This is a genomic window from Thiomonas sp., assembly GCF_034007205.1.
Classification (GTDB): Bacteria; Pseudomonadota; Gammaproteobacteria; order Burkholderiales; family Burkholderiaceae_C; genus Thiomonas.
Genome location: NZ_JAVERI010000021.1, coordinates 19,296 through 38,317, shown reverse-complemented (window position 1 = coordinate 38,317; position 19,022 = coordinate 19,296). Strand labels below are relative to the sequence as shown.

The window sequence follows — 19,022 nt, the reverse complement described above, 5'->3', positions numbered from 1 at the left end:
CCTGCGCCCTGCGGGCTGGTCTTGGGCAATAGTTCGACTATTGCCCGGCGAAATCGGCAAAAACTGTCCTCGCCGGGGCCGTTTTTCGCTATCGACGCCACAAGTCAGACAGGCTCCTTGTACGTTCGCTGTATCCGCGATCACGCTCAGCGCCACGATGACAGGAGTCGCTTCACCCAACGCCCACGCATCACAACCGTCCCATCAGTTTCATCAGCCAGCGCGTGCGCGGCCCGTAGGGCGGCGCGGCGAGGCCGACGCCGGAAAACCGCGCCTGAAACATCACGGGCTTGAGCTTGCTGAAAGTGTCGAATCCCCAGCGGCCGTGATAGCTGCCCATGCCCGACGCCCCGACGCCGCCGAAGGGCAGGCTGTCCTGCGCGAAATGCAGCAGGGTGTCGTTGACCGTCACGCCGCCGGCATGGGTGTGCAGCAGGGCATCGGCCGTGCGCTCTCGGTCGTGGTCGAACCAGTAGAGCGCCAGAGCACGCGGCTGGCTGCGCACATGCGCCAGCGCCTGCGCCAGGTCGTCATAGGCCACCACGGGCAGCAGCGGGCCGAAGATTTCTTCGTTCATCAGCTGCAGCGTGGCCGGGGCGTCGCAGACCAGCGCGGGCGCGAGGCGGTGGCGCAGATCGTCGGCCTGCACGCCGTCGAACAAGGCATGCACCTGCGCCCCGGCGGCGCGGGCTTCGCCCAGCAAGCCGAGCAGCCGACTGTATTGGCGATGGTCGATGATGCTGGTGTAGTCGGGGCTGCGCAGGCCGTCGGGATAGAGTTTGTGCGCCGCGGCGCGGCAGGCGGCCACCCAGTCCTGCTGCTGGGCACGCGGCAGCAGCACATGGTCGGGCGCGATGCAGGTCTGCCCGGCGTTGAGCAGCTTGCCGTAGACGATGCGCTGCGCCGCGTGCGCCAAGTCGTAGCCCGGCGTGATGACGGCGGGCGACTTGCCGCCGAGTTCCAGCGTGACGGGGGTGAGGTTGGCCGCCGCCGCTGCCATCACGCGCTTGCCCACCCCGCTGGAGCCGGTGAACAGCAGATGGTCGAACGGCAGGGCGCTGAAGGCCGCGCCGATTTCTGCATCCCCCTGCACCACGGCCACTTCGTCGGCTGCAAAGGTCTGCGCGGCGCGCTGTGCGAACACGGCGCTGAACGTGGGGGTGAACTCGGAGAGCTTGACCATCGCCCGGTTGCCCGCGGCCAGCGCCGCCGTCAGCGGGGCCACGGCCAGCACCAGCGGGTAATTCCACGGCGCGATGATGCCCACCACGCCCAGCGGCTGGGGCAGCACCCGCGCCCGTGCGGGAAAAAACCAGGGCGACACCGCCGCGGTGCGCGGGCGCATCCAGCCCTTGCCGTGTCGCAGCGCATCGGCGATGCCGCTCAGGCTGGGCAAGAGTTCGAGCAGCCCGGTTTCGGGCGGTGGGCGGCCGCCGAAATCGGCGTCGATCGCTTCGGCGAATTCGGCCGCATGTTGGCGCAACAGCGCTTGCAGACGCCTCAGGCGATTGCGCCGCTGCGCCCAGTCGGGATAGGGCGCTGCGTCGAACGCCGCCCGCAGCACACGGAAAGTCTGCTGGAGCGAAGCGGCGAAATCGGGAGCGCGGTCCATCTGCGGCAGCATGCTGAAAACGGGGGTTCGATGGTAAGCCGATCGCCGCTGCGATGGGAACACAAGGGCCCGCTTCACAAAACCATTCTAATAACATGGGTATCAAGATATGACATAGGCAGTATTTGCCTAGGCAATAAACTACGCGGCATGAATTCTTCCGCCCCCACTCCGCCTCAGTCGGATGCGCCACGCTTCTATGACGGCTCGGAGTATGTCAAGGACAACTCGGTCGGCTTTCTGATGAAGGTCGCACTGGCCGTCCTGGTGCGCAATCTGGAGCATCAACTGCAGGCGCTCGAACTCACCGGCACGCAATGGCATCCGCTGCTGCATGTGCACCTGGGCTGCGACACCGTAGCCGCCTGCGCCCGCGAGATGCAGACCGACGCCGGCGCGATGACCCGCATGCTCGACCGCCTCGAAGCCAAGGGCCTGCTGGTGCGCGAGCGCAGCAGCAGCGATCGCAGGGTGGTCAACCTCGCGCTCACCCCGCGCGGCGCCGAAGTGGCGGCGCAGATCCCGCACATGCTCTCCGAGGTGCTCAACGAACATTTGCGCGGCTTCAGCCCAGAGGAGTTCAAGCAACTGCTCGACCTGCTGCGGCGCTTCATCGCCAATGGCGAGGCGCTGGGCGAAGCCAACAAGGCGGGTCCCGGGCCACATCTGATGGTGCAGGAACGCGACCCCGAACAAAACGACGACTCCAACCCCTCCTGACCCACTCTCGCCATGCTCACCCCGTCATTGCCCCGATCCGCCGTACCGCGCCGTGCGCTGCTGGCCGTGCCGCTGTTGGCCGCCCTGCTGCTGGCGGGCTGCGCCGGCACCGAGGGCATCAAGCCCACCGGCCACCTCACCGCACCGCAGCAGCTTGGCCTGCAGCCCGTACAGACGGCCTTTCCCAAAACCGATTGGTGGACCGCCTTTCACGACCCGGAACTCGACCGCCTCATCGCCGCGGCGCTGGCCGACAACCCGACGCTGCAGGTCGCGCAGGCCCGCCTGGCGCTGGCGCGCTCGCAGGTAGAAAGCGCAGGCAGTGTCCTCAAACCGAAACTGGACGCGGCGGTGAGCTCCACCCGCGAGCAGTTCAGCAACAACTCCATCTACGGACCCTACGGCGGCGACTGGTTCTACGACAACTCCGCCCTGCTTCAAGGCAGTTGGGAGCTGGACTTTTTCGGCAAGAACCGCCAGAACCTGCAGGCCGCCATTGGCGAGGCCCACGCCGCCGCCGCGCAGGATCAGGCCGCGCGCGTGCTGCTCGCCGCCAACGTGGCCAATGCCTATGTCAACCTTGCGCGGCTGATCGCCATGCGGCATGTGCTGCAGCAGACCCTGCAGCAGCGTGAGCACATGCTCAAACTGGTGCGCGACCGCGTGCGCGCCGGCCTGGAGACCACGGTGCAGGAGAAGCAGGCGTTGGCCGAAGTGCCGCAGATCCGTCTGCAGATCGACCAGACCGGGGTGCAGATCACGCAGGCGCGCAACCTGCTGGCCGCGCTCATCGGCCAGGGCCCGCAGGCCACGGCCACGCTGGCGCCACAGCTCGCCACACTGCCGACGATCGATCTGCCCGACACCCTGCCCGCCGCGCTGATCGGCCGCCGCGCCGACATCGTCGCCGCGCGCTGGCAGGTCGAGGCGGCGCTGCACGGCGTGAAGGCAGCGCGTGCCGCGTTCTACCCCAATGTCAACCTCACTGCGTTTGCCGGGTTTTCCGCGCTGGGCTTCAGCCAATGGCTGACCGGCGGCAGTCAGACCCTGGGCGTCGGCCCGGCGCTGACCCTGCCCATTTTCGAGGGCGGCGCATTGCGCGCCCAGCTCCGCAGCAAGTCGGCGCAAGCCGATGAGGCCATCGCGCAATACAACAACACCCTGGTGGGCGCAGTGCACGAGGTGGCCGACGCCATTGCCGCGCGCCAGTCGATTGGTCAGCAGATCGCGCAGCAGCAGCAGGCGCTGGCCGCCGCGCAGGACGCGATGCGCCTGGTCGATCAGCGCTACAAGGCCGGGCTGTCGAACTATCTCACGGTGCTCAGCGTGGAAACCAGCGTGCTTCAACTGCAGCAGATGGGTGTGGACCTGAAAGCGCAGGCGCTGTCCGACGACGTGGCGCTGATCCGCGCCCTGGGCGGCGGCTACAAGGCCGAACAACTGCCCGAACGGGTTTTGGTCAAGTCGCCCTGACGCGCGCATCGCCCCCCTTGAAAACATGAATCCCAACGGAATGCATCCATGAGTACCCAGGACAACGACAAAACTGAAGGCGCGGCCCTGTCCGCCGGAAATGGCAACGGCAAGGCCGCCAAGCGGCGGCAGTTGATGCTGCTGGCCATCGGCTTTTTCATCATCGTCGGCGCGGCCTATGGCGGCTACCAGTACTGGGATTCGCTGCACTACGCCTACACCGACGACGCCTATGTGCAGGGCGATCTGGTGCAGGTCACCCCGCAGGTGGGCGGCACGGTCGTGGCCATCGACGCCGACGACACCCAGCTCGTCAAGGCCGGGCAGCCACTGGTGCAGCTCGACGGCGCCGACACCCATGTGGCGCTGCAGCAGGCAGAGGCTCAGCTCGCCCAGGCGGTGCGCCAGGTCCGGGTGAATTTCGCCAACAACGGCACCCTCGCCGCGCAGGTCGCGGTGCGGCAGACCGATGTGAACGTCGCCCGGGCCAATCTGGCCAAGGCGCAGGACGCGCTGCGCCGCCGCCAGGAGCTGGCCGGCACCGGCGCGGTCGGCGCGGAAGAACTGCGCCAGGCGCAGATCGCGGTGCAGGCCGCTCAGGCCGCGCTGACCACCGCACAGGCCGGGGTGAAGGCCGCGCAGGAACAACTCGCCGCCAGCCAAGCACTGACCGCGGGTACCGTTATCGCCAACAACCCCTCGGTGAAGCTGGCAGCGGCCAAGGTACGCGAAGCCTATCTGGCGTACGAGCGCACCCTCATTCCGGCGCCGGTGACCGGCGTGGTGGCGCGGCGCACGGTGCAGCTCGGTCAGCGCGTCGCCCCCGGCGTGCCGCTGATGTGGGTAGTGCCGTTGAACGATGTGTGGGTCGACGCCAACCTGAAGGAGACGCAATTGCGCGACGTTCGCATCGGGCAGAAGGCCACGGTCACCGCCGACACCTATGGCAGCCGCGTGATCTACGACGGTCGGGTCGTCGGGCTGTCGGCGGGCACGGGCGCGGCCTTCTCGCTGCTGCCCGCGCAGAACGCCACGGGCAACTGGATCAAGGTGGTGCAGCGCCTGCCGGTGCGCGTGGCGCTCGATCCCAGGCAACTCGCTAGCCATCCGCTGCGCGTGGGCATGTCCACCGAAGTGACCATCGACATCAGCGACCACAAGGGGCCTCTGGTGGTCGACGAGCCGCCGACCCAGCCCGCCGCCCGCACCGACATCTACGCCGCCGACTGGCAGAAGGCCGACACGCTGGTCAACGCCATCATCGCCGCCAATGCGGGCGGCAAGCGCTGAAAGAACAAAAATGAAACAGCCTCCTCGCTCGCTGTGCTCGCATTCCACCTCGCGGCTTGCAAGCCACTCGGATTCGCATGGCATGAGTCAGTCCGCAGGGACTGCCTCATGTCCCGCTCATCCCCCCGAGGGGGGTGTCAGCTCCTTCGGAACGGCCGTGCGGAGCAAGATGAAACAGCCCCCTCGCTCGCTGTGCTCGCTGCCCCCCGAGGGGGGTGTCAGCTCCTTCGGAACGGCCGTGCGGAGCTGACATGGCCACCCCACAGGAAATCGAAGAAAGCGCGGCCGGCGCCGTGCCGGACCCGGCGGCCGCGAAAGACACCACCACGCACCTGACGCCGCTGACCGGCTCGGCGCTGGTGGTGGGCACCATCGCGCTGTCGCTGGCGACCTTCATGAACGTGCTCGACACCTCGATCGCCAATGTGTCGATTCCGGCGATTGCGGGCGACCTGGGCGTGAGCTCGTCGCAGGGCACCTGGGTCATCACCTCGTTCGGCGTGGCCAACGCCATCGCGGTGCCGCTCACCGGCTTCGTCACCCAGCGCTTCGGCGCGGTCAAGGTGTTTCTCACCAGCATTCTGCTGTTCACGCTGTTCTCGTTTCTGTGCGGGCAGGCGCCGAGCATCGAGATATTGATTCTGTTCCGCGTGCTGCAAGGCGCCAGCGCCGGGCCGATGATTCCGCTGTCGCAAACGCTGCTGCTCTCCAGCTACAAGCCGCAGCGCTCGGGCATGGCGCTGGCGATGTGGTCGATGACCACGCTGATCGCGCCCATCATGGGGCCGCTGCTCGGCGGCTGGATCACCGACAACATCTCCTGGCCGTGGATTTTCTACATCAACGTGCCGGTGGGCCTGCTGGCGGCGGCGGTCACCGCGTCGATCTATCTGCGCCGCGAAACCCCCATCCGCAAACTGCCGATCGACTGGACCGGGCTGGGCCTGCTCATCATCTGGGTCGGCTCGCTGCAGATCATGCTCGACAAGGGGCAGGAGCTCGACTGGTTCTCCAGTCCGGTCATCATCGCGCTGGCGGTGGCCGCCGTGGTGGGCTTCGTGCTGTTTCTGATCTGGGAGATCTATGACGACCATCCTGTGGTCGATCTCACCCTGTTCAAGCTCCCCAGCTTCACCCTGGGCACCATCATGCTGGCGCTGTCCTACGGCATGTTTTTCGGCAGCCTGGTGCTGCTGCCGCTGTGGCTGCAGGAGTTCATCGGCTATACCGCGACCGACGCCGGCGAGGTGCTGGCCTGGGTGGGGCTGTTCGCGCTCATCCTCTCGCCCTTCATCGGACGCTTTCTGCCGGTGCTCGATGCGCGCTGGGTGACCACGTTCTCCTTCCTCGTGTTCGCGCTGGTGTTCTACATGCGCTCGCTGTTCACCACCGGCGACAGCTACTGGCAGTATGCCCTGCCCACGGTGGTCCAGGGCATCGCCACGGCGACCTTCTTCATCCCGCTGCTGAGCATCATCCTGGGCGGCCTGCCATCGCACCGCATCGCCGCGGCGTCTGGACTGTCGAACTTTGCCCGCATCACCGCGGGTTCGTTCGGCACTTCGATCTACACCACCTGGTGGACCGATCGCGCCGATCTGCACCACGAGCAACTGGTCAGCCACATCTATGCGGGCAGTCCGGTCGCCAGCCCGATCATCCAGGGCATGCAGGCGCAGGGCTTCTCGCCCGAACAGGCCTTGGGCGTGGTCAACCGCCTGATCGACCAGCAGGCCCACACCATCGCGGTCGACGAGATGTTCCGCCTGAGCTCGTGGCTGTTCCTCGCCTTGATCGCGCTGGTCTGGCTGGTCAAGCCGTCCAAAGGCGCCGCGGGCAGCGACGCCGCCGCGGGCGCGCACTGAAAGCGCGTCATCCTCCAAGAACCCCAAAGAGGTCTCCCATGCAAAACCCAGGTTTTCAAAAAGCTCGCCTTTCCCCGTGCGGGGCGAATCGGCCCGTTTTCGCCACGGCGACGCTTCGCCGCGCCGCCCTGAGCGCCGCGCTGCTGCTCGCAGCAGGCTTGACCCAGGCGCAGGCCGCAGAACTCTCCGCGCTCTGGGGCATCGACAAGGGCGACGAATACCGCAACGTGACGCTGGCCCTGCAATCCGCCCCGCTCTGGCAACACGATCTGTTCGCGCACACCAAGCTCGACGTGGTGCTCGAAGCCTCGTTGGGGCGGGTGAGCAGCTCGACGGGTCCGGGCGACAGCCACCTCATCCACGCCGGCCTCACGCCGTTCGCGCGCTGGTGGTTCACGCCGCAGACGGCGATGGAACTGGGCATCGGCGCCAATGTGTTCTCGGGCACCTATATCGGCGGCAAACGGATCTCCACCGCCTTCCAGTTCGGCGATTCCATCGGCCTGCTGCATCGCTTCACGGGCACGCCCTGGACGCTGGGCGCGCGTCTGACCCACTATTCCAACGCCGACATCAAGCGCCCCAACCCCGGGCAGGACTATCTGCAGGTGCGTCTGGGCTACAGCTTCTGATGACCGCGCCCGATGGCCGACGCCACCCCGTCCGCTGAACCCCGTTCCGCCCCCTGGCTGCGCAGCTTCGCCGCTGACGAGGCCAGGGCCTGGCTGTTCGTCGCAAAAAGCCTGCTGGCGGTGTATGTCGGCGCCTGGCTGGCGATGTTGCTCCACCTGGAGCAACCGTCGACCACCATGATCACGGTGGCGATCGTCATGCACCCGCAAAGCGGCATGGTGCTGGCCAAGAGCTTCTACCGCGCCATCGGCACGGTGGCCGGCAGTCTCGCCGGGCTGCTGCTGATCTCGACCTTCCCCCAGCAGCGCGAGGTGTTCCTGCTCGGGCTGTCGCTGTGGATCACGCTGTGCGCCAGCGGCGCCGTGCTCTATCGCAATTTCATGGCTTACGGCTTCGTGCTGGCGGGCTATACCGCAGCCATCGTCGCGCTGCCGGTGATCGGCAACCCGCTGGCCGGATTCGAGTCGGCGCAGATGCGGGTCAGCGAGGTGCTGCTGGGCATCCTGGTGGCCGGCGTGGTCAGCGACGTGGTGTTTCCCGAGCGGCTGCGCGCCGTGCTGCGCCGCAGCGCGCACGCGCAGTTCGACCGCTTTTTCGCGTTCCTGCGCGACAGCCTGGCCGGCAGCCTGCCCCAGACCCGCATGGAGGAAGTCAACCTGGAATTCGTGCGCGCGGCGGTTCAACTCGAGGATTTGCGCGCCTCGGTGATTTTCGAAGACCCGGAAGTGCGCGCCCGCAGCAGCCACCTGCGCCTGCTGAACCAGCGCTACATGGCGGCAGCCACCACATTCCAGTCGCTGCACCATCTGCTCAACCGGCTGCAGCGCCAGGGGCAGACCGAGGTCGTGAGCGCACTGACCGCGCTGTACCAGCCGCTGCACGAAGCGCTGACTCTGCCCGCCGCACGCGCGCCCAACCCCAGCGGTCTGCTGGCGCAGCGGCTCGAACGCTTTCAGCACACCCTCGTCCAGAGTATCGCCGCGCAACGCCAGGCACTCGCGCAGCCGTCGGGCTCGCTCGAATTCGCCACCGGCGCCGCGCTGCTGCAGCGGCTCGCCGCCGAGCTGCACGACTACGCCCGCACCGACGGCGCGCTGCGCGCCGGCGTCATCCGTGCGGAGCAGGAACGCATGCGTTTTCACCGCAGCAACGACTGGTCCGACATCGGACTCACCGCGCTGCGGACTTTCCTCACCATGACGGTCCTGAGCGTGTTCTGGATCCAGAGCGGCTGGGCCTTTGGCGCCACCACCATGCTGCTGGCAACCGTGTTCAGCGGCCTGCTGGCCTCGGCGCCCAATCCGGTTTCGGCGGTGCTCAAGACGCTGTATGGATTCGCTGCGGGCATGTTGGTCGCGGCGTTTGTCGAATTCCGCATGCTGCCGATGGGGGACAGCTTTCCCTTCCTCGTTGCCGCCACGCTGCCGTTTCTCCTGCTCGGCCCCTACCTGAGCACCCGCCCGCGGTTCGCCGGCTTCGGCACGGGCTACACCATCAGCGTGCTGCTCAACCTCGGGCTGCGCCAGCCCATGCTCTACAACCCGGAGGTGTACTTCAACAGCGCGCTGTCACAGCTCGGCGGGCTCGCCGCCGCCGCTGCCGCCTTCATGCTGCTGCCGGGACAGGTGAGCCTGTCACGTCAACTGCGGCGCCTGCGGCAACTGGTGGCAACGGCGGCGAGCGCGCGGCTGGAAGGGCTGGTCTGGCAGTTCGAGACCCGGTTGCGCGATCTGGTGCAGCAGGCCGTCGTGCACACCCCTGCGGGCAGTGCGCAGTCGCGCATCCTGATGGCCTGGTCGCTGGCGGTGCAGGAAAGCGGCCGCACGCTGATCGAGCTGCGCCACGATCTCGCTGCGGGCACCCTGCCGGATGAGGCCCGCGCGCGCACCGAAGCCGCGATCGGTGCGATCGACAGGCTCTATCGCATGCCGGATTCATCGCACTGGCAGCAGGCGGATGCCGCGGTGAACGCCGCGATCGCGGCGATGCCCGAAGGCCCGGCGCGCAACCATCTCTACCAGATCCACAGCGCGCTGCACGACACCGAATCCCCGCTGTTCGGTCCGTTGCCCATCCCCGTTCCAAATTCCACACATGCCACGTGAAATCGACCTGTTCGGCGTGCTCGTTCCGGGCCTGCTGGTGATTTTTTTCGGCGGCCTTGCTGCGACGGCGCTGATCGACGGACTGCTCGGACGGCTGGGCGGGTATCGCCATGTCTGGCATCCCGCGCTGTTCCGGCTGGCCGTGCTTGTCGTTGTGTTCACCACCGCCGCGCTGCTGTTGTTTTGACCTTCCCATCATGAAAACCCAGACACTCCAGTCTGCCCTTCGCGTCGTCATCACCCTGGCCGTGGTGGCTGCAGCCCTCTTGCTGGCCCGCATGCTGTGGTATGAGGAAACCGATTCCCCGTGGACGCGCGACGGCCGCATCCGCGCCGATGTGGTGCGCATCGCTCCAGACGTCTCCGGCTTGGTTCACACCGTGGCGGTGCACGACAACCAGACCGTGCGGCGCGGACAGGTGCTGTTCACCATCGACCCTGCGCGTTTTCAGAATGCGGTGCAGCAGGCCAAGGCCGACATCTCGTCGGCGCAGGCGGCGTTGCAGGTGGCACAGGCCGACATCCGCGCGGCGCAGGCGGGTGTCGCCGCGGCGCTCGCGCAGTACGGCAGCCTGCGCGAAAAAGCGCAGCGGCGCGACCATACCGCGCCCGGGGCGGTCTCCGCGGAAGAGCGGGCCGACGCGCTGGCCGCTGCCGACGTCGGCCAGGCGCAGGTCCTGCAGGCGCGCGCCCGGCTGGGCCAGGCGCAGGCCGAGCGCAGCAGGGCGCTTGCGGCCGAACGACTGGCGCGCGCGCGTCTGGCATTGGCGCAGCTCAATCTGGCGCGCACCCAGGTGCGCGCGCCGACCGACGGTTTCATCACCAACCTCAAGCTCGAAGCGGGCGACTATGCCGCCGTCGGCTCCCCGGTCATGGCCCTGGTCGACCGTCACAGCCTATATGTCGAGGGCTATTTCGAGGAAACCAAGCTGCCGCGAATCCACGAGGGCGACCCGGTGGACATCCGCCTGATGGCCGGCGGCGTGCATCTGCGCGGCACGGTCACCGGGATCGCGCGCGGCATCGCGTCGCGCGAAAACCCGGTGGGCCGTGACCTGCTGTTGGAGCCAAACCCGATTTTCGACTGGGTCCGGCTGGCGCAGCGCATTCCCGTGCGCATCGCCATCGACCCGGCGAGCCTGCCGCCTCACCTGCGCCTCGCAGCCGGCATGACAGCCACCTTGCGCGTTCTTCGGGCAAGCCCGCATCCCGGCAAGACCTGAGCGCTGCGGCACAATGCGGGCACCATGCATGACAACCCGCCAGAGCCGACCCGCATCATCGCCCTGCGCCACGGCGAGACCGACTGGAATGCCGCCTCGCGCATCCAGGGCCATACCGATATTGCGCTCAATGCGCGCGGGCTGGAGCAGGCGCGGCTGGCCGCCGAAGCCCTGGCCGAAGAGCCTGTGGCCGCCGTCTACGCCAGCGATCTGCAGCGGGCCTGGCAGACGGCGCAGGCGATTGCGGCGCGGCACGGCTTGAGCGTCATCCGCGATCCCGCGCTGCGCGAACGCAGCTTCGGCGCCTTCGAGGGCCAGAGCTTTGCCGCGCTGGAGCCGCTGCATCCCGAACTGTGCGCGCGCTGGCGCCACCGCGACCCCGGCTTCGCCGCGCCCGGCGGCGAAACCCTGCGCGATTTTGCTGCTCGCGCGCAGAACGCCCTGCGACAGATCGCCGCCCGCCATCCGGCGCAGCTTATCGTCGTGGTTGCGCACGGCGGCGTGCTCGACGCCTTCTACCGCGCCGCCACGGGTCAGGAACTGCAGGCGCCGCGCAGCTTCGAGCTGCGCAACGCCGCGCTCAACCGCCTGCTGTACGCCCAGGGTCAGCTCACCCTGGTGGGCTGGGGCGACACCGCGCATCTCGATCGCAGTCTGAACGAAGGCGTGGAGTAATCCACACAGCCCTGATGTTTTTGTTTCATTGGGTTTCAGCTTGAGTCCGTTCGCGGCTGCGCGTCGTTAGACTTCAAAATCCGCGTTTTTGATGCCTTCTCTGCGTCCATTTGCCATGTCCACCTTTTCTGCACGTCTGTTTGCGCCCCTTGCGGGTTTCGCCTTGCTGCTCGGCAGCGCCTGCGCCCACGCCGGGCTGGGTCGGCCCCTGCTCGATGCGGCGCAGGACGGCAAGCCCATCGGCCAGGTGCAGCGGGTCGCAGCGCAGGCGGCGTCTGGCGCGGTCGCAGCCGGCGATGCGTCGGCCGTGCAAGCGCAGACGGTGCAAACCCCGCAGGGCGTCACCGTGACCGAATACGCCAATGCGGCAGGCACCGTGTTCGCCATCACCTGGAAAGGCCCGTTCAAGCCGGATCTGCAGCAGTTGCTCGGCAGTTACTTTGCGCCTTACGTCAAGGCCGCGAAGGCTTCACCACAACAGCTCAACCTGTCCATGGTCAAGGGCAGCGACGTCGTGGTGCACAGCGCGGGCCGCATGCGCGGCTTTCTCGGCGTGGCCTGGGTGCCCTCGCTCGTACCCGCCGGGTTCGACCCCGCCACGCTGCAGCCCTGAAGCGCCTTCCATGCTTCCCGGACTGCGCGTCTGGCGCCTGCGCCGCCGTTTGATGCGTCTGGCCGCACCCGCTGCGCTGGCGGGTCTGCTGTTGACCGGCTGCGGCGGCGGCAGCAGCAGCCCGCCACCCGCATCCCCATCGGTCGCGCTGAGCAATCCTGCGAGCGGCAGCAATGTGGTGACGCTCAGCATCCACCAGCTCGAAAGCAACACCGCCACCATCACCGCCAATACGCCGTATGTCGCGGTGAAGGTCTGTGACGCCAGCGGCAACTGCCAGACCCTTCCCGACGTGATGGTGGACACCGGCTCGGCCGGGCTGCGGCTTTTCGCCAACAAGGTCGCGCTCCCTCTTCCCGGCATTCCCTCGGGCAATGGCATGCTGGCGGCCTGCGCCCAGTTCGCCTCGGGCTATGCCTGGGGCAGCATGCACCTGGCCACGGTGCAGATCGGCGGCGAAGTCACGACATCGCCCATCCCCATCCAGTTCATGAACGACCCGTCCCTGCCCGCCGCGCCGTCCACCTGCGCGGCGCAGGGCATCGACTTCGCCGCCCGCTTCGCCCCGGTGGCCAACGGCATTGCGGGCATCGGCAATTTCATTCACGATTGCGGCGCAGGCTGCGCCGCGGCGACACCGGCCGCCAACCGTCCCGCGATGTACTACCGCTGCACCGGCGGCGACTGCACCGAGACCAGCGCCGAACTGTCTCAACAGGGCACCAACCCCATCTCCGCGTTTGCCGTGGACAACAACGGCAGCATGCTCAACCTGCCCGCCGTTCCGACACCCGGCGGTGCCGCCAGCGCCAGCGGCACGCTGGTTTTCGGCATCGGCACGCAGCCCAACAACGCGCTGCCCGCGGGCGCCGAGATTTTCCCGATCGCGCAGGACGCCTACATCAGCGGCCGCATCGACGGTGTTGCGGGCCGAGGCTTCATCGATAGCGGCTCCAACGGCTACTTTCTCGACCTCGATCCCGGCGTCACCCGCTGCACACCCAACGCCGCATCGAGTTGGTACTGCCCCGGCAGCCCGGTTGCGCTCACCGTTCAGTTGAATGGCGCCTCCAGCGCGCAGACCCTGGTCATCGGCAACGCACAGGCCATGTTCGACACCCAGTTCACCGCTCTGCCCGCACTCGGCGGCACGGCCGCCGTCGCCCACTTTGCCGATCTCGGCCTGCCGTTTTTCTATGGCCGTCCCATCGCCACCGGGCTCGAAGGCAAGTTGACCAGCGCGCCTTATGGGTATTGGGCGTTCTGAATCGAAGAGCAAATGTCACCGAAGTGCGATGCAATGCATGCACTTGTATCGATCCTGAAGCAAAAAAGGCCCTCTCCATGTCCGATACTTCTCGTCTTCCGCGGTTTCGTCGTCTGTTGACCCCTGTCGCCCTCGGCACGGCCTTGCTGCTCAGCGCATGCGGCGGGGGCGGCTCGACCCCAAGCACCACGGCCGATCCCGCGCCCCCTCCAGCCGCCAGCGCACCCTCCACGCCACCTGCGCCCCCCGCCGCACCCAATGTGGCAGCCATCAGCATCCGTCAACTCGGCAGCAACACGACCACGCTCACGGCGAACACGCCGTATGTCACCGTGACGGTCTGCGCGCCTGACGGCAGCGCTTGCCAGGCCATTCCCGATGTGCTGGTGGACACGGGCTCCGCCGGGCTGCGCCTGTTTTCCAAAGCCGTCTCCAGCGCCACTTTCAACGCCCTGCCGAAGATCGCAAGCGGCAGCGGCGAGCTCGCCGCCTGCGCGCAATTCGCCTCGGGCTATGCCTGGGGCGGCATGCGGCAATCCCTGGTGCGCATCGGCGGCATGACGACCACCGCGGCCGTCCCGATCCAGATCATGGACGACCCGACCCTGCCTGCGGCGCCCAGCGCCTGCACCTCCCAGGGCGGCAGCGACTTTGCCAGCAGCTTCTATGGCATCGCCAACGGCATTCTGGGCATCAGCAATTTCAGGTACGACTGCGGCAGTGCCTGCGCGTCGAGCACTTTTCCCGGCGTGTATTACGCCTGCAGCAGCACCTCGTGCACCCCGGCCACGGCGTCGACCTCGCAACAGGGCATCAACCCCATCGCCGCCTTCGCCAGCGACAACAACGGCAGCATCCTCGCCCTGCCCGGCGTGCCCCTGCCGGATGGCGCTCCCAGCGCCAATGGCACGCTGACCTTCGGCATCGACACGCAGGCGAACAATACCTTGAGCACGGCGCAGATTTACCCGCTGGACCGGCAGGGCAATCTGAAGATGACCTTGAACGGCACGGCCTTGAGCGGCTTCGTCGACAGCGGCTCCAACGGCTATTACCTGGCACTCAGCGGCGTGCCGACCTGCTCGCAGGCCGCAGGCTTTTACTGCCCGTCACAGGCGTTCAGTCTGGCGGCCAGCCTGCAGCTTGCGGACAAGTCGTATGGCCCAGCGCAGACCCTCACCATCGGCAATGCGCAAGCCATGTTCGCCACGCAAAACGCCGCCCTTCCCGCGCTGGGAGGAACGGCAGCGATTACTGGCTTTGTCGATCTGGGCCTGCCGTTCTTCTACAGCCGCACCATCGCCACCGGTCTCGAAGGCTCCAGTACCAGCACGCCTTACGGCTATCTGGCTTACTGACCGAACAGATCGCCGCTGCGCTGCGGCGCGGCCAGGCCGAGGTGGACGTAGGTCGCCGTGGTGGCGATGCGCCCGCGCGGGGTGCGCTGCAGATAGCCTTGCTGGATGAGATAGGGCTCGATCACGTCTTCGATGGTGTCGCGCTCTTCGCCGATGGCCGCGGCCAGATTGTCCAGCCCCACCGGGCCGCCGTCGAAGCGATGCACCACGGCTTCGAGCAGCTTGCGGTCCATCACATCGAAACCCAGCGGATCGACGTCGAGCATCTTGAGTGCGGCGTCGGCCACCGGCGCCGTGATGTGGCCGGCGGCCTTCACCTCGGCATAGTCGCGCACCCGGCGCAGCAGGCGGTTGGCGATACGCGGCGTGCCGCGGGCGCGGCGGGCGATCTCGGAGGCGCCTGCCGGGTCGATGACGGCGCCCAGCAGCCGGGCCGAGCGCAGCACGATGCGCGTCAATTCCTCGGCGGTATAGAACTCCAGCCGCGCGACGATGCCGAAGCGGTCGCGCAGCGGGTTGGTCAGCATGCCCGCGCGCGTGGTGGCGCCCACCAGGGTGAAGGGCTGCAGGTCGATTTTCACGCTGCGCGCGCCCGGCCCTTCGCCGATGAGAATGTCGATCTGATAATCCTCCAGCGCCGGATACAGAATCTCTTCGACCACCGGCGAGAGGCGGTGGATCTCGTCGATGAACAGCACGTCGTTGCGTTCGAGGTTGGTCAGCAGCGCCGCCAGATCGCCCGCGCGCTCCAGCACCGGGCCGGAAGTCGAACGCAGATTCACCCCCATTTCGCGCGCGACGATGTGCGCCAGCGTGGTCTTGCCCAGCCCGGGCGGGCCGAACAGCAGCACGTGATCCAGGGCTTCTTCGCGCTTGCGCGCCGCGCCGATGAAAATGTCGAGCTGCTCGCGCACCCGCACCTGGCCGACGTAGTCGTCGAGCTGCTGCGGGCGCAGCGCGCGCTCGACCACCGCCTCCTGCGGAGACACGGCAGCGGCATCGATCACCCGCGCGGGGCTGGCGGCAAAGGCATCAGGTTGAATGGGCACGGCGAGCAGGGCGCAGAGCTGGGAATCCGCACAGCATAGATCAACCGCGCAACAACGCCTCCTCAGCCACGGCCAGCGCATCGGGCAGACCGGAGAGCACGACGGTGTCGCCCTCCTGCAGCAGCAAGGTGGGCACAGGCTTGAGGACCTGGCCGTTGCTGCGGCGCACCTGCGTGACGCGCGCGCCTTCGCGGCTGACGGCGCCCAGCGTCTGTCCCACGGCGGCGGCTTCGGCGGTCAGGGTGACCGACTGCAGACGCGGCTGATCGGCGTCTTCCAGCGAGGTATCGTCGCTGCCGTGGAACCAGTCGCGCAACAGGCCGTAGCGCTGCGCCCGCGCGTGACGCACCCGCTTGAGCACACGCGGCAGCGGCACGCCCACCAGCGCCAGGGTGTGAGAGGCCAGCATCAGCGAACCTTCGAGAATCTCCGGCACCACCTCGGTCGCCCCGGCCTGACGCAGCGCCTCCAGCGGGGCGTCGTCCATGGTGCGCACCACCACCGGCACATGCGGCGCATGTTCGCGCATGAGACGCAGGATGCGCAGCGCCGATTGCGTTTCGGCATAGGTGATGACCAGCGCACTGGCGCGCTGCAAGCCCGCCGCCTGCAGCGTGGCCAGCCGGGTGGAATCGCCATAGACCACGTTCTGCCCGGCCGCCTTGGTCTGCGCCACGCGATCGGGATCCAGATCGAGCGCGACATGCGCGATGTGCTCGGTGTCGAGCAGACGCGCCAGGTTCTGCCCGCAGCGGCCGAAGCCGCAGATGATGACGTGGTTCTGCGCCTGGATGGTGCTGCGTGCGATGTGGGTGAGCTGCAGCGAGGCGAGCATCCAGTCGGCCGAAGACACCTTGAGCACGATGCGGTCGATGTACTGCCCGAGCAGCGGGGTGTAGAGCATGCTGATCACCATGGCCGCGAGCACCGGGTTGAGCACCTCGGGCGCAATGAGCTTGTTCCCCGCCGAGAGATTGAGCAGCACGATGCCGAACTCCCCCGCGGGGGCCAACCACAGCGCCACCCGCAGGCTCAAGCCCGGCGGCGTCTTGCGCAGGCGCTCGATGCCGAACACCAGCGCCGCCTTGAGCAGCGGCGGCAGCACCGCCAGCAGCAGCACCAGCCACCACTGCGCCAGCACCAGCCGCCAGTCGAGCAGCATGCCGATGGTGATGAAGAACAGCCCCAGCAGCACGTCGCGGAAGGGGCGGATGTCCGCCTCCACCTGCGCCTTGTAGGGCGTCTCGGCGATCAGCATCCCGGCCAGAAAAGCCCCCAGCGCCAACGACAGGCCCGCCATCTCGGTGAACCAGGCCAGGCCGAGGGTGAGCAGCAGCAGGTTGAGCATGAACAGCTCGTCCGACTTGCGCCGCACCACGATGCGCAGCCAGGGCTGCAGCAGCCGCCCCCCGGCGAGCAGGATGACGGCCAGCACCAGCACCGCCTTGACCAGCGCCGCCGTCAGCAGCCAGGACAGATCGCTGCTGTGCGAAGCGAGCGCCGGAATGAGAATCAGCAGAGGCACCACCGCCAGATCCTGAAACAGCAGCACGCCGATGATGTGGCGGCCATGCGGCGAATCGAGCTCGATTCTCTCGGCCAGCAGCTTGACCACGATGGCCGTGGACGACATGGCGAACGCCCCGCCGATGGCCATACCCGCGGCCACCGGCTGCGACCAGAACTTCGGCATGACATAGGCAAACCCCAGGCTGGCCAGCAGCACGATGGCCAGAGTTGCCGCGACCTGCGCCGCGCCCAGCCCGAACACCAGCGAACGCATCGCCTTGAGCTGGCCCAGGCTGAACTCCAGGCCGATGGAAAACATCAGGAACACCACGCCGAATTCGGCCAGATGCTGCATGCCCGCCGTGTCTCCGGCCAGCGCCAGCGCGTTGGGCCCGATGACCACGCCGACCGCCAGATAACCGAGCATGGGCGGCATGGACAGAGCACGAAACAAGGCCACGCCCAGCACGGCGGCAACCAGATAGAGCAGAGTGAGTTCGAGGCCGGTCATCAAGGCGGAGCAGTCGCAGCGAAGGGTCTGAAGCAGTCTGAGGAGCATAAGTCATGCCGACGCTCCCCAAGTCCGACAGGCTAGCGGCTGCTACGCCCTTCTGGTTTGACTGCAGCGGCGCCTTGGCTCCCTGCATCGCCGACTTCGGGGACTTTTTTTGCCGCAGCCGCCGTAAGGGTCAGCAAAATGTCTGCGTACCAGGCGCAGTTCAGTCCAAGCGATTCATCGCGCTGCAGATCACGCCCGCCCATATCGATCCGCGCGGAATGCACACCCAGCAGCTTCCAGGGCAGATCATCGCGCGATTCCGGGCTGCGCATCACTACGGGCGCACCACTGGTTCCGCGGTGCGTGCGTGCGTCGGTGAGGAAGTAACCCTGTCCCTGAAAACGCAGACCGAATGACGAGGCAATGACCGCCTGACGCACCACGGGCAGGTGATGCAGCGTATCGTGAAAACCGAGCGGAAAGCCCACTACGAGCAGAGAAGTCCCCACCTCCACATCGTCAAGCGAGCTTTGCAGATGCGCAGGGGTGAAAGAGCGAATCGCCAAAGACTCGGGCATGACGCTGCGATCCAGCTCGATGACTGCCACATCAATCTCCCCGCCCGGATCCTTGCCTTGATGCCAGACGCTTTTTCCGTCACGGTAGAGCAGCACCGACAGTGCCGTATGTTGTGTGAGGTTGTGTTCATCAGTATGCAATTCGATTTCGATGCGGTTGGGGTGGTGCCCGCTCGGGACATCGATCACCACATGGCGGCTCGTCACCAGGAACAGGTGCTCATCACGCAAAAAGAAAAAACCGCTCGCTCCGGTCAACGCCTGGTCATTGTTGAATGTCGAGACGCGCGCCGTGGTGAGAAGCAGGGGTTCGATCAAGGGGATGCTCCGGTTTTTGCCACACTGATTGCAGCCAGGCTCTGCATTTTGCACCACGCTCTCTTCTTCAACCGAGCACACGGACGGAAAATCGGTTAACATCACCAAAGTAGTAAACGCAAAAGTAGGTCGTTTTGAAGAAGATCGTCGAAACCCAATCCGCCTGTTCTGCAGCGGTTTGCGGCCTGATTGAATTCCCCAAGTGATTTCTGGCGTGTTTCTGCACTGCGCTGGC

At 67.0% G+C, this 19,022-nt stretch carries 16 protein-coding genes; 12 read left to right on the top strand and 4 right to left on the bottom strand.

The genetic code is table 11. The features are described from left to right. Positions 1–190: 190 nt before the first annotated feature. A complete protein-coding gene (locus RBR52_RS13905) occupies positions 191–1,612 on the bottom strand; it encodes a coniferyl aldehyde dehydrogenase (protein ID WP_413818335.1) in 1,422 nt (473 codons plus the stop codon). A 150-nt stretch (positions 1,613–1,762) separates the two neighbouring features. On the opposite strand from RBR52_RS13905, the gene RBR52_RS13900 reads away from it, so the two are divergent. The 12 genes from RBR52_RS13900 (at position 1,763) to RBR52_RS13845 (ending at position 14,834) form a co-directional block, all read left to right on the top strand. Continuing rightward, positions 1,763–2,332 carry a MarR family transcriptional regulator gene (locus RBR52_RS13900; RefSeq protein ID WP_320377880.1) on the top strand — a complete coding sequence of 190 codons (570 nt, stop codon included), beginning with the start codon at positions 1,763–1,765 and terminating at the stop codon, positions 2,330–2,332. A 12-nt stretch (positions 2,333–2,344) separates the two neighbouring features. Next, entirely contained in the window at positions 2,345–3,805 is a 1,461-nt protein-coding gene (locus RBR52_RS13895; RefSeq protein ID WP_320377879.1) for an efflux transporter outer membrane subunit, read from the top strand. Between the two features lie 48 nt (positions 3,806–3,853). Next, positions 3,854–5,095 carry an efflux RND transporter periplasmic adaptor subunit gene (locus RBR52_RS13890; protein ID WP_320377878.1) on the top strand — a complete coding sequence of 414 codons (1,242 nt, stop codon included), beginning with the start codon at positions 3,854–3,856 and terminating at the stop codon, positions 5,093–5,095. Between the two features lie 251 nt (positions 5,096–5,346). Further along, entirely contained in the window at positions 5,347–6,960 is a 1,614-nt protein-coding gene (locus RBR52_RS13885; protein WP_320377877.1) for a DHA2 family efflux MFS transporter permease subunit, read from the top strand. A gap of 38 nt (positions 6,961–6,998) precedes the next feature. Then, positions 6,999–7,592 carry an acyloxyacyl hydrolase gene (locus RBR52_RS13880; RefSeq protein ID WP_320377876.1) on the top strand — a complete coding sequence of 198 codons (594 nt, stop codon included), beginning with the start codon at positions 6,999–7,001 and terminating at the stop codon, positions 7,590–7,592. Positions 7,593–7,604: 12 nt separating this feature from the next. Further along, positions 7,605–9,698 (top strand): FUSC family protein, encoded by a 2,094-nt coding sequence (locus tag RBR52_RS13875; RefSeq protein ID WP_320377875.1) that lies wholly within the window; start codon positions 7,605–7,607, stop codon positions 9,696–9,698. Next, the gene (locus tag RBR52_RS13870; RefSeq protein WP_320377874.1) at positions 9,688–9,885 is read left to right on the top strand and encodes a DUF1656 domain-containing protein; all 198 of its coding nucleotides are present in this window, start codon (positions 9,688–9,690) and stop codon (positions 9,883–9,885) included. Before RBR52_RS13875 ends, RBR52_RS13870 begins: the two co-directional genes overlap by 11 nt. Positions 9,886–9,895: 10 nt before the next feature. Next, positions 9,896–10,921, top strand: coding sequence for an HlyD family secretion protein (locus tag RBR52_RS13865; RefSeq protein WP_320377873.1), 1,026 nt, complete (start codon positions 9,896–9,898; stop codon positions 10,919–10,921). 24 nt (positions 10,922–10,945) lie between these two features. After that, complete coding sequence (locus RBR52_RS13860) at positions 10,946–11,596, top strand: histidine phosphatase family protein (RefSeq protein WP_320377872.1); 651 nt, start codon at positions 10,946–10,948, stop codon at positions 11,594–11,596. A 115-nt stretch (positions 11,597–11,711) separates the two neighbouring features. Beyond that, positions 11,712–12,209, top strand: coding sequence for a DUF2844 domain-containing protein (locus RBR52_RS13855; RefSeq protein WP_320377871.1), 498 nt, complete (start codon positions 11,712–11,714; stop codon positions 12,207–12,209). A 10-nt stretch (positions 12,210–12,219) separates the two neighbouring features. After that, complete coding sequence (locus RBR52_RS13850) at positions 12,220–13,476, top strand: DUF3443 domain-containing protein (RefSeq protein ID WP_320377870.1); 1,257 nt, start codon at positions 12,220–12,222, stop codon at positions 13,474–13,476. A gap of 77 nt (positions 13,477–13,553) precedes the next feature. After that, positions 13,554–14,834 carry a DUF3443 domain-containing protein gene (locus tag RBR52_RS13845; protein ID WP_320377869.1) on the top strand — a complete coding sequence of 427 codons (1,281 nt, stop codon included), beginning with the start codon at positions 13,554–13,556 and terminating at the stop codon, positions 14,832–14,834. Here RBR52_RS13845 and ruvB read toward each other — a convergent pair. The 3 genes from ruvB to RBR52_RS13830 form a co-directional block, all read right to left on the bottom strand. Then, on the bottom strand, positions 14,828–15,883 hold the full coding sequence (ruvB, locus tag RBR52_RS13840) for a Holliday junction branch migration DNA helicase RuvB (RefSeq protein ID WP_320377868.1): 1,056 nt from the start codon (positions 15,881–15,883) through the stop codon (positions 14,828–14,830). The genes RBR52_RS13845 and ruvB overlap by 7 nt on opposite strands. 40 nt (positions 15,884–15,923) lie before the next feature. Then, entirely contained in the window at positions 15,924–17,903 is a 1,980-nt protein-coding gene (locus RBR52_RS13835) for a cation:proton antiporter (protein WP_320377867.1), read from the bottom strand. Positions 17,904–17,983: 80 nt separating this feature from the next. Then, entirely contained in the window at positions 17,984–18,787 is an 804-nt protein-coding gene (locus RBR52_RS13830; protein WP_320377883.1) for a serine protease, read from the bottom strand. Positions 18,788–19,022 lie beyond the last annotated feature (235 nt).